The following is a 13,976-nucleotide window of genomic DNA, read 5'->3' on the forward strand; positions in this document are numbered from 1 at the left end:
TACGCGGGCGATATGCCGCGGCTCGTATCATCGGCACATGCGTGTGCTGTTGGTAGAGGACGAGCCCTACATGGCGGAGGCGATCCGTGACGGGCTGCGGCTCGAGGCGATCGCCGCCGACATCGCCGGCGACGGGCACGCGGCGCTGGAGCTGCTGAGCGTCAACGACTACGACGTCGCCGTGCTCGACCGCGACATACCCGGCCCGTCCGGCGACGAGGTCGCAAGACGCATCGTCGCGTCCAAGAGCGGGGTGCTCATCCTCATGCTCACGGCCGCCGACCGCCTCGACGACAAGGCGTCGGGCTTCGAGCTCGGCGCCGACGACTACCTCACGAAGCCGTTCGAGCTGCAGGAGCTCGTGCTCCGGCTGCGCGCCCTCAACCGCCGCCGCGCGCACAGCCGCCCGCCCATCCACGAGATCGCCGGCCTCAAGCTCGACCCGTTCCGCCGCGAGGTGTACCGCGACGGGCGCTACGTCGCCCTCACCCGCAAGCAGTTCGCGGTACTCGAAGTGCTCATGAGCGCCGGCGGGGGAGTGATCAGCGCGGAGGAGCTGCTCGAGAAGGCGTGGGACGAGAACGCCGACCCCTTCACGAACGCCGTGCGCATCACGGTCTCCGCGCTCCGTAAGCGTCTCGGCGAGCCGTGGCTCATCGTGACCGTGCCGGGCGTCGGCTACCGCATCGACGCCGAGGCCGCATCGGTGCTCGACGAGAACGAACTCCGGTGACGAGGCAGCGCGGCCTCAGCGTCCGCCTGAAGCTCGCGCTGAGCTACGCGGCCTTCCTCATGATCGCGGGCGCCCTGCTGCTCGCCGTCGTCTACGCCTTCCTCCTCCGCTACGTTCCGGCCGAGGCGATGGCCAGCGAGTGGACCTTCTTCCCCGGCCGCACCGACCTCGTCCGCGCGTTCGTGCCGGCCGCGGCCTGGGCGCTGCTGTTCCTGCTCGTCTTCGCGCTGGTCGGCGGCTGGTTCCTGGCGGGGCGGATGCTCGCCCCGCTCACCCGCATCACGAACGCCACACGGGCCGCGGCGGCCGGGTCGCTGTCGCACCGCATCCGCCTCGACGGACGGAGCGACGAGTTCACCGAGCTGGCGGACAGCTTCGACGCCATGCTCGCGCAGCTCGAGGCGCACGTCGCGCAGCAGCAGCGCTTCGCGGCGAACGCCTCGCACGAGCTGCGCACGCCCCTCGCGATCTCGCAGACGCTCCTCGACGTCGCCCGCCGAGACCCGGGGCACGACCACGACGAGGTGCTCGGGCGCCTCCACTCGGTCAACGCGCGCGCGATCGAGCTGACCGAAGCGCTGCTCGTGCTGAGCCGCACCGAGCACGGCACCTTCGCGACCGAGCGCGTCGACCTGTCGCTCGTCGCCGAGGAGGCGGCCGAGACGCTGCTGCCGCTCGCCGAGAAGCGCGGCGTCGCCATCGAGACGGAGGGGGAGGCCGCGGACACGATCGGCTCGCCCGCCCTCATCTCCCTCCTCACGACGAACCTGCTGCACAACGCGATCGTCCACAACCTCCCCGAGGGCGGCACGGTGCGCCTGACGACGGCGTCGGCACCGGATGCGGCGACCCTCGTCGTCGAGAACACGGGAAGCACCGTCGGCCCCGAGCTGCTGGCGACCCTCACGGAGCCGTTCCAGCGCGGCGAGCAGCGCGCCCGCAGCGACCACGCCGGGGTGGGGCTCGGCCTCGCGATCGTGAAGAGCGTCGTCAAGGCCCACGGTGGGACGATGCGCCTCGCGGCCCGGGACGGGGGCGGGCTGCGCGTGACCGTCCAGCTGCCGCCGGCCACGCGCGCGGCGACCCGTGCTGAGCTCGGCTCCCAGCCGGGCGCCCGCGCTAGCTGAACGCCGCGCGACGCACGCTCGGGGCGACGACGGCCGCGCCGAGCAGCGCACCCACGGTGTTCGCGACGATGTCGCTCGTGTCGAAGCTGCCGACGGCGAGCGCGAACTGCGTCGTCTCCATCGCGAGGCTCGTGAAGCCGGCCGCGAAGAACGTCTTCGGGCCGGGCAGGACGCGCCACAGGTACCCGGTGCAGAGGCCGAACGGCACGAAGACGGCGACGTTCGCGAGCACTTCTAGCGGCTTGCTCGCGGCGTATCCCTCGCTCGCGATGAACGGGATGAGCTTCAGGTGCCTTGTCTCGCCCCACCCGACGAACGGCACCTCGAGCTTCCACACGATGAGCCACGTCAGCAGCACCAGATACGCGAGGAAGAGCACGGCCACGAGGAAGCGCGGCGCCCGCGAGCGTCGACGAGTCCGCGGCGCCCGCTGGGCGGTGGCGAACGCCCCGGTGGTCGGGAGTTCCAGGGTCTGGTCTGCTCGGCTGTAGCTCATGGCTACAGCCTCTCGAGGGGCGTGTTGCGGCGGCGTATGCGGGTTTCGATACGCGGACGATACCCGCCAGCGTGGGGGAAGCCAGGGGCGCCGTGCCGGGGCCGCCATTCGTGAGAGACTTCCGGCTTGTGACTTCCGCCAGCGCATCCGAGAACACCAACCAGCACGAGGCTGCGCGAGAACCGCAAGCGGTGGCCGGGCAGGCGAGCTCCGCCCACCACCTGCAGCGTTCCCTCTCGCCGCGCCAGCTCGCGATGATGGGCCTCGGCGGCGCCATCGGCGCCGGCCTCTTCGTCGGCTCGGGGCAGGCGATCGCCGTCGCGGGCCCCGCCGTGCTCGTCTCCTACGCGGTCGCGGGCCTGCTCGTCATCCTCGTGCTGTTCATGCTCGCCGAGATGGCCGCCGCCGACCCGCAGAGCGGCGCCTTCTCCGTGTACGCGGCAAAGGCCTTCGGCGCCACAGCCGGCGCGACGCTCGGCTGGTTCTACTGGATGCAGCTGGTCATCGTCATCGCCGCCGAGGCGACCGGCGCGGCCGCGATCGTCGCAGCCTGGACGCCCGGTATCCCGCAGGGTGTGTGGGCGCTCGCCTTCATGGTCGCGTTCACGCTCATCAACCTCCTCGGCGTGCGCCGCTACGGCTCGTTCGAGTTCTGGTTCGCGGTGCTCAAGGTCGCCGCCATCATCGGCTTCCTCGTGCTGGGCGCCGCCCTCCTCTTCGGGCTCATCCCCGACGTCCCGTCCCCGGGCCTCTCGAACCTCGTCGATGGCGAGGGATTCGCGCCAACCGGCATCCTCGGCATCTCCGCGGCCCTGCTCATCGTCATGTTCAGCTTCGGCGGCACCGAGCTCACCGCGATCGCCGCCGCCGAGACGCGCGACCCGGCCACGAGCATCCGCCGCGCCGTGCGCAGCGTGCTGTGGCGCATCCTGCTCTTCTACATCGGCTCCGTGTTCGTCATCGTCGCCGCACTCTCCTGGACGGACCCAGCCGTCGTCGCGGGGCCCTTCGCCGCGGTGCTCGCCCTCACGAACATCCCGGGCGTCGACCTCATCATGTCGGCCATCATCGTCATCGCCCTCCTCTCGGCGCTCAACGCCAACCTCTACGGCGCCTCCCGCATGGTCTACTCGCTCTCCGAGCGCCGCTTCGCGCCCCGCGGCATGCAGCGCCTCGCGAAGAACGGCACCCCGACCATCGCGGTGCTCGTCTCGGTGGGCGTCGGCTTCCTCACGGTGATCTTCAACTTCCTCGCCCCAGACGCGGTGCTCCCGACGCTCCTCAACATCGTCGGTTCGACGCTCATCGTGCTGTGGGCGACGGTCACGGCGTCGCAGTTCGTGCTGCGGCGGCGGGCGGATGCGCGCGGCGAGACCCTCACGGCCCGCATGCCCGGGTTCCCGTGGCTGAGCATCCTCGCCGGCGTCATCCTCGTCGTGATCGTCGTCCTGACGATGCTCAACGAGGGCTCACGGGAGCAGCTGCTCGCGACGCTCGCCATGACGGCCGTCATCGCGATCGCGTGCGCCTTCACCAACCGCCGCCTGCGCCGGCAGGGCATCGACCCCGTGCAGCTGCTGCGCGGCGAGCACCACTGAGCTGAAACCCGCGGCACGAACTCTGGGGCGTGATCCCAGGCAGTCAGTCCCGGGTCGCGAGTCCTGTGTCACGAATCCCGGGCCGTGACCGGTCGCCGCCAGGCCGGTGCGCCTCAGCTTCGCCGGCTCAGGCCCCGGTCAGCTCCTTCAGTACCGCGAAGCCCCGCAGGATGCCGGGGTGGGTGAGGATGCGGAAGTGGCCGCCCGTCGGCAGTTCGATGTTGCGTGCGAGCTCGAGCACGCTGCCGTCGGGGATATGCGGGTCGAAGCGGCCGAACACGGAGACGATGCGGGCGTTCGCGTCGCTCTCGCGAGCCAGCGCGAGGATCGTCGCGTCGCTGGGGGAGAAGATGCGCAGGCTCGAGACCGCCATCGCGCGGGCGTAGCGGGAGCCCGCGAACGGCGTCGCGATGGCGAGCATCCCCGCGATCCGCTCGGCGCTGTCGCCGAACGACATAGCGAACTTGCCGACGAGCCCGCCCTTGCTGTGCGTCACGAGGAGCACGTCCGTGAGGTCGTGGGCCCGCAGGTACGCGGCGACGTGCTCGGCGGCATCCGGGACCGGCCGGTGGTTGAAGCCGAGCGGCTCGAGCACGTGCACGGGGTGGCCGTTCTCGTGGATGGCCTCGATGAGCGGCAGCATGAACCGCCAGGGCTCGTAGACGCCGGGGATGATGACGACGGGGGCCCCGTCGCCGCTGAGGTAGGAGCCGGCCTCGGCGCGGCTGAAAGCGGCACGGACCTGCCGCTCGACCGCGTAGACGTAGTCGAGCGCCCACCAGCCGAGCTTCTGCAGCGCGCCTGTGATCATCACGCGGCTCGATCGCCGGCGGGAGGCCCCGACGGAGACCCCGCGGGAGACGGGCACTGCGCGGGGTGAGCCGAACGCCGTCGCCGCGGTGTGAGAACTGCCATGCAAACGCCTTCCCTGGAACGGGTCTCGGCCTGCTGCCGGGAGGCGCGGCTTCGACGGGGGAACGAGCAGGCTACCGGAGGATGCCGCGTGCCCTCGCCTCGGAGACCGCCGCGGTGCGGGACGTTGCGCCGAGCTTCGTGAAGACGTGCGCGAGGTGCGACTTCACGGTCGTCTCCGTGACGAAGAGCGCCGCGGCGACGTCCGTGTTCGAGAGTCCGGATGCGACGAGCTCGAGCACTTCGATCTCCCGCGGCGAGAGGCTCTGCTGGGGCGTGCGGAGCCGGTCCATGAGGCGGGAGGCGATGGGCGGCGCGAGCGCGCTCGCACCGCTCGCCGCGGCCCGGACCGCCGCGAGCAGCTCGTGGGGCGGCGCATCCTTCAGCAGGTAGCCGCTGGCGCCAGCTTCGACGGCCCCGAGGATGTCGCCCTCCGAGTCGTAGTTCGTCACGACGAGCACGTGCGGCGGGTCGGGCAGGCTGCGGATGCGGCGGGTCGCAGATGCGCCGGACTCGTTCTCGCGCGCACCGAACTGGAGGTCCATGAGCACGAGGTCGGGCCGCTCGGTGGCCGCCGCCTGCACGGCCTCCTCGGCGGTGGACGCCTCCGCCGCGACCTCGATGTCGGGCTCGAGGCCGAGGAGGGCGCGGAGGCCCGCTCGCACGACGGGGTGGTCGTCGGCGATCACGACGCGGATCATGCGGTGCCTTCCCTGGGGAGCGTTGGGAGTGTGACGGTCAGGGTGGTGCCCTGGCCGACGCTGGAGGTGACGTCGAGGGAGCCGCCGAGCTGCTGCACTCGCTCACGGGTGGCGACGAGCCCGAACGAGTCAGAGTTCGCGCCGCCAGCCTGCTCGTGGGTGCTGGCGTCGAAGCCCCGGCCGTCGTCGGCGACGGCGAAGACGAGCCCGGCCGCCGACTCGTCGAGCGTGATGGTCGCGCGGCTCGCGCCAGCGTGCTGCACGACGTTGGCGATGGCGCCCTGCGCGATGCGCAGCAGGGCGGTCTGCACGGGCATGGGCAGGGAGTCGGCGCTGCTGTGCACCTCGACGCGGATGCCGTGCGCGGCCGACGTCGCGTCCGCGAGCCGCCGCAGCGCCTGCTCGAGGTCCATGCCGTCGAGGTCCGGCGGCGACAGCTCGCGGATGAAGCGTCGCGTCTCGGCCAGGTTGTCGGCGGCCGTCTCCCTCGCCAGCCGGATGTGCCCGACCCCGGCGCCGTCGGGGTCGGCGCGCTCGGCGGCGTGCAGCAGCATCTGGATGCTCGCGAGGCCCTGCGCGACCGTGTCGTGGATCTCGCGGGCGAGGCGGGAGCGCTCCGTGAGGGTGCCAGCCTCCCGCTCCGTCGCGACGAGGTGCTCCTGCGTCGCCAACAGCTCCCGCATGAGCTGCTCCCGCTCCCTCGCCTCCTTCGCGAGCGCCTCGTAGCCGATCCCGATGAGCACCGCGACGCCCGCGCCGATGCAGGGGCCGATGACACCGGCGACCGACCAGCCCTCGTGAAGCCCGAGGCCGATGACGGCGATGGCCGTCGTCGCGCCGACCGCGAGCATCCCAGCCCGTCGGCCGAGCAGGTGCAGGTACACGAAGAAGAGCGGGAAGACGAGGTACGCCGCCTCGCGGGAGAGCCAGAGCAGCAGCATCCACTCGAGCGTCAGGGCGAGTACCCAGAGCAGCCGCTGCCTGGGCAGTGCGGCCACCAGCCGCGTGCGCCTGGATGCGGCGATCGCCCCGAGCGCGTACGTCGCGCCGAAGAGCAGCGTCGCGGCCAGCACGAGCGCCGTGCTCTGCTCGGGGGTGAGCACCGCGCGCACGGCGACCAGCGCCAGGAGTCCGAAGAAGAGGGCGTGGAGCCCCGTGCGCAGACCCACGAAGACGGGAGTGAGCGCAGTGGTCGGCATGCGGCTCAGCCTAGACACGGCTCGTGTCGCGGTCATCCTTCGAAAGGTGGAGCGACGACTCCACCGTGCGGTCCGCGAGGAGTGTGCCGACGGGCGATGCCGGGCGGGGGTGCTCGGCGGGAGGCTTGCCTGAGCCGCCGGAACTGGCGGCAGGAAAGGACCACCATGTTCGTCGCGCTCCGCGACCTCCGCTTCGCGAGAGGCCGATTCGTGCTGATCGGCGCCGTCGTCGCGCTCATCACCGTGCTCGTCGGGTTCCTCAGTGGGCTCACGGGCGGCCTCGCCACCCAGAACATCTCGGGAGTCCTGGCGCTGCCCGCCGACCGCCTCGTCTTCACCGTCCCAGCGGGTGACGACGCACCGAGCTTCTCCACCTCGTCGCCGTCTCGTGAGCAGGCGGACACGCTCGCCTCGTTCCCCGGCGTGAGCAGCGTCGACCCGCTCGGCATCAGCCAGCTGCGGGCCGAGACCGCCGAGAAGGGGGCAGCCGTCGCCGTCTTCGGGGTCCCGGCCGGGTTCGCGGATACCTCGCCAGCGGCGGCAGGCGAGATCACGCTCTCCGAATCCGCGGCAGAGGACCTCGACGCCACGGTCGGCGACGAGGTCACCATCGGCGGCGCTGCCTTCGAGGTCGCCTCGATCGGACCGGAGGCCTGGTACAGCCACACGCCGGTCGTGCAGATCACCCTCGCCGACTGGCAGGCGCTCGCGAGGCAGACGGGGGCTCCCGGCGCCTACGCCACCGTGCTCGCCGTCTCGGGGGATGCGGACTGGGCCGCAGCGGATGCGGAGACCCGCACCGTCTCCGAGTCCCTGCTCGGCGCCCTCGGCGCGCTCGCCGCGTTCCGCTCCGAGGTCGGCTCGCTGCTGCTCATGGTCGCGATGCTCTTCGGCATCTCCGGGCTCGTGATCGGCGCGTTCTTCACGGTGTGGACCATGCAGCGGCAGGGCGACATCGCCGTGCTCAAGGCGCTCGGGGCGAGCACACGATCGCTCGCACGGGATGCCCTCGGCCAGGCCCTCCTGGTGCTCGTCGCCGGAATCGGCGTGGGGGTGGGGCTCGTCGCCATCCTCGGCGCCCTCGCGGGCCAGGCCCTGCCGTTCCTGCTCAGTCCGCTCACCACCCTCCTCCCGGGAGCCATCATGATCGCCCTCGGGCTCGCCGGGGCCGCGTTCGCGCTGCGCTCCGTGACCACAGCCGACCCCCTCACCGCACTCGGGAGCAACCGATGATCGCACTGGACAACATCACCCTCACCTTCCCCGACGGGGGAGGGCGCCTGACCGCGCTCGACGGCGTCAGCCTCACCGCCGACCGGGGGACCGTGACCGGCATCACGGGGCCGAGCGGCTCGGGCAAGTCGAGCCTGCTCGCCGTCGCGGCCACCCTCATCCGCCCGGATTCCGGCAGCGTGATGATCGGCGGCGTCGATGCGAGCGGCATGAGCCGCACGGAGTCGGCGGCCCTGCGTCGGTCCAGCATCGGCATCGTCTTCCAGCAGGCGAACCTCCTCCCGTCGCTCACGGCGCGCGAGCAGCTGCTCGTCATGAACGAGCTCGGTGCACCCGGGAGCCGCCGCCGCAGGCCCGCCGCAGCGGCGCACGCCGACGAGCTGCTCGCCGCGGTCGGTCTCGCGGAGCACGGCGCGAAGCGCCCGCACCAGCTCTCCGGCGGCCAGCGGCAGCGTGTCAACATCGCGAGGGCCCTCATGAACGACCCGAGTGCGCTCCTCGTCGACGAGCCGACAAGCGCGCTCGACCAGGAGCGCGGGGCCGCGATCATCGAGCTCATCCTGCGCCTCACCGAGGAGCTGGACACGGCGACCCTGCTCGTCACGCACGACCTCACCCACCTGCCCCGGATGCACGACACGGTGCAGCTGGTCGATGGGAGACTCGCGCAGCTCCAGCACTGAGCCGCCCGCGACGGGCCGCTTCTGCGCGAGAATCAGATGCGCGGCTCGTCTGGCCGCTCACCACGGAAGGCGGCGGAGACCCATGCGCATCATCGTCATCGGAGCGGGCCTCGCGGGCCTCACCGCCGCCTGGGAGCTGCGGAAGCGCGGCCACGAGGTCAGCGTGCTGGAGGCCAGGGCCCGAGTCGGGGGCCGAACGTGGTCGCAGCGGCTCGGCAACGGCGCGATCACCGAGCGCGGCGGCGAGTACGTGTTCCCGACCGAGTTCGCCATCCGTCGGCTCTCCGCCGAGCTCGGGGTGCCCATCCTGAGCCACAACGTGCGCTACGCGAGGCGCACCGTCGACGGCCGGCACGTATCGTTCGCCGAGCTTGAGGCGACGACCGAGCAGATCACCGAGACCCTCCGCGGGATGCTCGCCGACGGACTCACGCGCGTCTCGGTCGAAGACGCCCACCGCGAGGCGCTCGGCCCCGACTACCAGCAGCACCGGGTCTACCGCCGCATGGTCACCTCCCTCGCGAACGACCCGAACCTCGTGAGCGCCGCCTCCGCGTTCCTCTACGACCCGGATGCGGACCAGCCGTTCATCGACGACGGCGGGCGCTTCGTGGGCGGCAACCAGTCGCTCGCCATCGAGCTGGCCCGCCGGCTCGGGGCCGCGGTGCGGCTCGAGCACCCGGTCGAGGAGATCGACCAGTCGGACAGCGGGGTCGAGGTGACCCTCGCTGACGGAAGCACGCAGCACGCCGACGCTGCCGTGATCGCCGTGCCGCTCCCAATCCTGCGCAGCCTGCGACTCGGCTTCGCCCTCACCCCGGTGCAGGATGCCGCCCTCTCGCACCGCATCATGGGCACCGCCGCGAAGCTCGGCGTGCCCCTCGCCGCCGTCGACGACGACATCGCCCTGCAGAGCGCGGACCTGAGCTGGTGGTCCTGGCGCTCCCTGTCTGCCGACGGCGAGCACCGCATCCCCGCCCTGTCCTGCTTCGCGGGGAGCAGGGCCACCCTCGACGCCCTGCGCACGGAAGCGGGACCGGGGCGCTGGGTCGGCGCGCTGCAGGCGCTGCGGCCCGAGCTCGTCATCGACGGCGACGTGCTCCTCACCGACTGGAGCGACGACCCGTGGACGCGCGGCTCCTACTCGGCGGCCTCGCTCGACTGGACTCCGGCCGACCTCGATGCGTTCGACGTGCCAGCTGGCCGGGTCGCCTTCGCGGGCGAGCACACGGGCCTCGAGCAGACCCTCAACGGCGCCGTCGTCTCCGGCCTCCGCGCGGTCACCGCGATCGGGGCCGTCGAGCGCCTGACCGAGACGAGCGGCGGCCCGGCGTGAGCGGCGCGGCTGGAGCCCAGCAGGAGCGGACCTCGCGCGTGGACGCCCTGCGCCGCCGAGTCGCGGCAGCGGTTCTGCTCGCCGCGACCGTCGCGCTGGGCCTCGCAGTGCACTACGCGCTTCCGGATGGGGAGTTCGGGGACATCGTCGGTGCCGGCCTGTACACGGTCGCCGTCTACCTCGGGGTCGTCCTGCTCGCGCCCCGCGCCAGAGCGTGGACCGCGTTCGCGCTCGCGGTCGCCTGGTCGTTCGCGGTCGAGCTGCTGCAGCTGACCGAGCTGCCAGCCCGCGCGAACGAGGCGTTCGCACCGGCCCGGCTGGTCCTCGGCTCCGGGTTCGAGGTGAGGGACCTGCTCGTGTACGCGCTCGGCGGCGGCGTCATGCTCTGCGTAGACCTGGCCGTGACGCGCATCCGAGCTCGACGACGTCACGCCCCGCTGGTACCGTGAACGCGTGTTCCTTCTTCTCTTCTGCTAACGGCTGAGCTGGCCTCCCGCGCTCGCTGACGCCGGTCTCGTCGACGCGTGTCTCTGAAAGACGCCTGTCTCTGAAACACGCCTGTCTCTGAGACCGAGACCGCCCGAGCATCACGGTGGCCACCTGCTCTGACCCGACTCCGGGTCGCCGTTTTCGCGCGCCCAGCCGCTGACGCCTTGCCGAGCCCTCTGAGAGTCCTCGGGGAGCCCTCGGCGGTTCGCGGCGCGCCGCTCTGAAGGAATGATCGTGCACACCACCCCCACCTCAGTTCCAGCGCGCCATCGCGCGCAGCTCACCCTCACCGACGTCTCGCTACTGCGCGGCGCGACGCCCGTGCTCACCTCCGTCGACCTCGTGGTCACCGCCACGTCGCGCATCGCGATCGTCGGCGAGAACGGCCGCGGAAAGTCGTCGCTCCTGCACGTGCTCGCGGGCATCCTCCCGCCAGACAGCGGCACCGTGCAGCGCATCGGCACCCTCGGTCTCGCCGAGCAGGAGATGCACGCCGACGACGCTCGGACCGTCGGCCAGGCCATCGCAGACTCCATCGCGACGGCGCTCGCCACCCTCGCCGAGCTCGACGCCGCAGGAGCGGCACTCGCGGAGGGCGGTCCGAGAGCCGAAGAGCGCTACGCCGCGGCCCTCGAGGCCGCGGAGGTGCTCGACGCGTGGGGCGCGGAGCGGCGAGTGCTCATCGCGCTCGAGGCCCTCGACGCCGAGACCGACCCAGACCGCCTCCTCCGCGAGCTCTCCGTGGGACAGCGCTACCGGGTCCGCCTCGCCTGTCTCCTCGGGGCAGACGACGACATCCTGCTGCTCGACGAGCCGACCAACCACCTCGATCGCGCGGGGCTCGATTTCCTCACCGAGCAGCTCCGCTTGCGCACGGGAGCGGTTGTCGTCGTGAGCCACGACCGGGCGCTGCTCGCCGACGTCGCCGAGACGATCGTCGACCTCGACCCGACGCCGGATGAACGGCCCCGCGTCTCCGGCAACGGCTTCGCTGGGTACCGCGAGGCGCGCGCCGCCGAGCGCGAGCGGTGGGAGCAGGACTACGAACGGCAGCAGCAGGAGCAGGCCCGTCTTCAGGAGAGCCTGAGCGCGGCGCAGAACCGTCTCGTCACGGGGTGGCGACCGGGCAAGGGCGCGAACAAGCACGGCCGAGCCACCCGCGCAGCTGGCCTCGCGCAGAGTGTGCACCGTCGCCAGGAGGCCCTCGAAGCGCACGCCGTGACGGTGCCGGAACCACCGCGGCTCTTCCGGTTCCCGGAGCTCCGCACCCGGGCAGGAGCTGAGCTGCTGAGCGTCGACGGGGTGGCCGTCACGGGGCGCCTCCACGGTCCCGTGTCCCTCGCGCTCTCCCATCGGGGCAGGCTGGCCGTCACCGGCCCGAACGGTGCAGGGAAGTCGACGCTCCTGCGCGTGCTGGCGGGCTCCCTCACCCCGGATGCGGGTTCCGTGCGCGTGCAGCCCGGCACCCGAGTCGGCGTGCTCCCGCAGGAATCGTCGCTCCCGCTCGAGCAGCGCGCGGCGGAGGTCTACGAGCTGCGGCTGGGCGAGCTCGAAGCCGCCGGCACCGTCGCGCCGAGCGAGACGGTGGGGCTCTCGCAGCTCGGCCTGCTGCGCGCGAGAGAGGCGGGCAAGCGGGTCGGCGAGCTGTCGATGGGGCAGCGGCGCAGACTCGACCTCGCGCTGGTCCTCGCCGCGAAGCCGCACGTGCTGCTCCTCGACGAGCCCACGAACCACCTGTCGATGGCCCTGGTCGATGAGCTGACCGATGCGCTCGTGGGAACGCAGGCCGCGGTTGTGCTCTCGAGCCACGATCGGCAGCTCCTGCGGGACGTCGACGACTGGCCGAGCCTGCACCTCGGGCCTCGAAGCGTGCAATTCGTGCCGTCCAGCGACGAAAGGCTCCCAGGAAGTTGACAGCTCGCGGTAGCGTTGCTCCGCTCCCCGAAGCCCAGGGGATCTCACCAGCTTCACGGACCTCAAGGACGTCACTATGTTCACGCTCGAAAACTCCACCCAGATGGACTCCTGGCAGTGGGAAGCGCTCTCGCCCGGCGGCACCGCCAGCGGCTTCGTCGGCTGGGTCCTCCTCATCATCGCCCTCTGGCCTGTCTTCCGTAAGGCCGGCTACCCGGGCTGGGGCGCCATCATCCCGATCTACAACGTCTACATCCTCGTCAAGATCGCCGGGTACCACGGCGCGACGGTGCTGCTCTACCTCATCCCGATCGTGAACGTCGTGTTCTCGATCTTCGTCGCGATGCGCATCGGCAAGGCGTTCGGCAAGGGCGGAGTGTTCAGCTTCTTCCTGCTCTGGCTGCTGTCGATCATCGGGTACTTCATCGTGGGCTACGGCTCTGCGCAGTACCGCGGACCGGGCGGACGCGCCATCACGGCCTAGCCTCCGCTCCACCCGCATCGCGCGCGCCGCGCGTCTCGGCCGCGGTGACCCGCTTGTCCTCAAGGACAGCGAGGTCGCCGCGGCCGATTGCGTTGCACCGTCCGCCGCCGCGAAGCGGGCGAGCGCCGCCTCACCCAGCGTCTCGCTGAGCTGCCGTCTCGCTCAGCTCCCGTCCTGCTCAGCTGCCGAGGAACTCCACGAGCGCCGCCGAGACCTCGTCTGGCGCATCCAGGGTCACGACATGGCCGGCGCCGTCGACCACGAGCTCCGTGAGTCCGTCCGCTGTCGCCCAGGCGGGCATGGCTCGCGAGATGTTGCCCGTGGTGTCCCTCGCGCCTCGAACCAGCAGCGTCGGCACCGGCGTGCGGTAGCCGGGAGTCGGACGCACGAACTGTGTCGTCGCCCGCCACACCGCCAGGAACTCCCGCTTCGACATCGCGCCGAACATCCGCGTCAGCTCGGCACGTGCCGTCGCCGTCACGGCTGAGGCATCCGCCATGAGCTTCGGCAGGCTCCTCGCCGGGATCAGCTGGAGGATGGGCGCCGCGGCGCGGAGACCGGCGCGCTCCTGGAAGCTGAGCGGGCCGGCGTTCCAGGTGGAATCCAGCACAACGAGGCTCCGGAACCGCTCCGGGGAGCGCCGAACCAGCTCCTGCGCGAGATTCCCGCCGAGCGAATGCCCGAGCAGCGAGACCCTGCCGAGGCCGAGGTGCGCGATGAGCCGCTCGACGTCGCTCGCCAACAGCTCGGGGGAGAGGTCCGTCGAGTTCGGACGCGACGCCCCGTGCCCGCGAAGGTCGACGAGCACGACGCGCAGGCCCGCCCGACGAAGCGCATCCGCCTGGCGTCGGAACATCGTGTGGTCGGCGCCCGCCCCGTGCAGCAGGACAACCGCGTCGGCGTCGGCGTCGGCCGCGTCGAGGCTGTCGGAGTAGCGGAGGGAACATCCGCCGAGGGTGAGGTGTCCCGGAAGGCTGCGCATGCCAGCGACGGTAGTCGCTCCGCGAATCCGTGCCAATTCACGCGATTTCACATGCACGAGTGATTTCACCCCGTATTTCACCCTACGAT

General features: G+C 71.7%; 14 protein-coding genes. 9 read left to right on the forward strand and 5 right to left on the reverse strand.

Annotated features, from left to right (window positions below; translation table 11 throughout):
• Positions 1-37: 37 nt before the first annotated feature.
• Entirely contained in the window at positions 38-733 is a 696-nt protein-coding gene (locus C5B99_RS06275) for a response regulator transcription factor (RefSeq protein ID WP_104240938.1), read from the forward strand.
• A complete protein-coding gene (locus tag C5B99_RS06280; RefSeq protein WP_104240939.1) occupies positions 730-1,860 on the forward strand; it encodes a HAMP domain-containing sensor histidine kinase in 1,131 nt (376 codons plus the stop codon). The genes C5B99_RS06275 and C5B99_RS06280 overlap by 4 nt, the downstream gene beginning before the upstream one ends.
• On the opposite strand, the gene C5B99_RS06285 is transcribed toward C5B99_RS06280, so the two are convergent.
• Positions 1,853-2,356, reverse strand: coding sequence for a VanZ family protein (locus tag C5B99_RS06285; protein WP_181064953.1), 504 nt, complete (start codon positions 2,354-2,356; stop codon positions 1,853-1,855). The genes C5B99_RS06280 and C5B99_RS06285 overlap by 8 nt on opposite strands.
• 128 nt (positions 2,357-2,484) lie before the next feature.
• Here C5B99_RS06285 and C5B99_RS06290 point away from each other — a divergent pair, with 128 nt between their 5' ends.
• A complete protein-coding gene (locus C5B99_RS06290) occupies positions 2,485-3,954 on the forward strand; it encodes an amino acid permease (RefSeq protein ID WP_258063089.1) in 1,470 nt (489 codons plus the stop codon).
• A 127-nt stretch (positions 3,955-4,081) separates the two neighbouring features.
• Here the strand turns inward: C5B99_RS06290 and C5B99_RS06295 are convergent, their stop codons facing one another.
• The 3 genes from C5B99_RS06295 to C5B99_RS06305 form a co-directional block, all read right to left on the reverse strand.
• The gene (locus tag C5B99_RS06295; protein ID WP_104240941.1) at positions 4,082-4,765 is read right to left on the reverse strand and encodes a triacylglycerol lipase; all 684 of its coding nucleotides are present in this window, start codon (positions 4,763-4,765) and stop codon (positions 4,082-4,084) included.
• A 175-nt stretch (positions 4,766-4,940) separates the two neighbouring features.
• Positions 4,941-5,567, reverse strand: a complete 627-nt coding sequence (locus C5B99_RS06300) for a response regulator transcription factor (RefSeq protein ID WP_104240942.1) — start codon at positions 5,565-5,567, stop codon at positions 4,941-4,943.
• Positions 5,564-6,766 carry a sensor histidine kinase gene (locus C5B99_RS06305; protein ID WP_104240943.1) on the reverse strand — a complete coding sequence of 401 codons (1,203 nt, stop codon included), beginning with the start codon at positions 6,764-6,766 and terminating at the stop codon, positions 5,564-5,566. The genes C5B99_RS06300 and C5B99_RS06305 overlap by 4 nt, the downstream gene beginning before the upstream one ends.
• Positions 6,767-6,931: 165 nt before the next feature.
• Here C5B99_RS06305 and C5B99_RS06310 point away from each other — a divergent pair, with 165 nt between their 5' ends.
• The 6 genes from C5B99_RS06310 to C5B99_RS06335 all read left to right on the forward strand — a co-directional run bounded on the left by C5B99_RS06310 (position 6,932) and on the right by C5B99_RS06335 (position 12,905).
• Positions 6,932-7,999 carry an ABC transporter permease gene (locus tag C5B99_RS06310; RefSeq protein WP_104240944.1) on the forward strand — a complete coding sequence of 356 codons (1,068 nt, stop codon included), beginning with the start codon at positions 6,932-6,934 and terminating at the stop codon, positions 7,997-7,999.
• Entirely contained in the window at positions 7,996-8,682 is a 687-nt protein-coding gene (locus C5B99_RS06315; RefSeq protein WP_104240945.1) for an ABC transporter ATP-binding protein, read from the forward strand. Before C5B99_RS06310 ends, C5B99_RS06315 begins: the two co-directional genes overlap by 4 nt.
• Positions 8,683-8,764: 82 nt before the next feature.
• The gene (locus C5B99_RS06320; RefSeq protein WP_104240946.1) at positions 8,765-10,018 is read left to right on the forward strand and encodes an NAD(P)/FAD-dependent oxidoreductase; all 1,254 of its coding nucleotides are present in this window, start codon (positions 8,765-8,767) and stop codon (positions 10,016-10,018) included.
• Positions 10,015-10,467 carry a DUF2809 domain-containing protein gene (locus C5B99_RS06325; protein WP_104240947.1) on the forward strand — a complete coding sequence of 151 codons (453 nt, stop codon included), beginning with the start codon at positions 10,015-10,017 and terminating at the stop codon, positions 10,465-10,467. The genes C5B99_RS06320 and C5B99_RS06325 overlap by 4 nt, the downstream gene beginning before the upstream one ends.
• A gap of 268 nt (positions 10,468-10,735) precedes the next feature.
• Positions 10,736-12,421, forward strand: coding sequence for an ABC-F family ATP-binding cassette domain-containing protein (locus C5B99_RS06330; protein WP_104240948.1), 1,686 nt, complete (start codon positions 10,736-10,738; stop codon positions 12,419-12,421).
• Positions 12,422-12,497: 76 nt separating this feature from the next.
• Complete coding sequence (locus C5B99_RS06335) at positions 12,498-12,905, forward strand: DUF5684 domain-containing protein (protein ID WP_104240949.1); 408 nt, start codon at positions 12,498-12,500, stop codon at positions 12,903-12,905.
• 178 nt (positions 12,906-13,083) lie between these two features.
• Here the strand turns inward: C5B99_RS06335 and C5B99_RS06340 are convergent, their stop codons facing one another.
• Positions 13,084-13,887 (reverse strand): alpha/beta fold hydrolase, encoded by an 804-nt coding sequence (locus C5B99_RS06340; protein WP_104240950.1) that lies wholly within the window; start codon positions 13,885-13,887, stop codon positions 13,084-13,086.
• Positions 13,888-13,976 lie beyond the last annotated feature (89 nt).

Source organism: Pseudoclavibacter sp. Z016 (assembly GCF_002931215.1).
Taxonomy (GTDB): domain Bacteria; phylum Actinomycetota; class Actinomycetes; order Actinomycetales; family Microbacteriaceae; genus Pseudoclavibacter.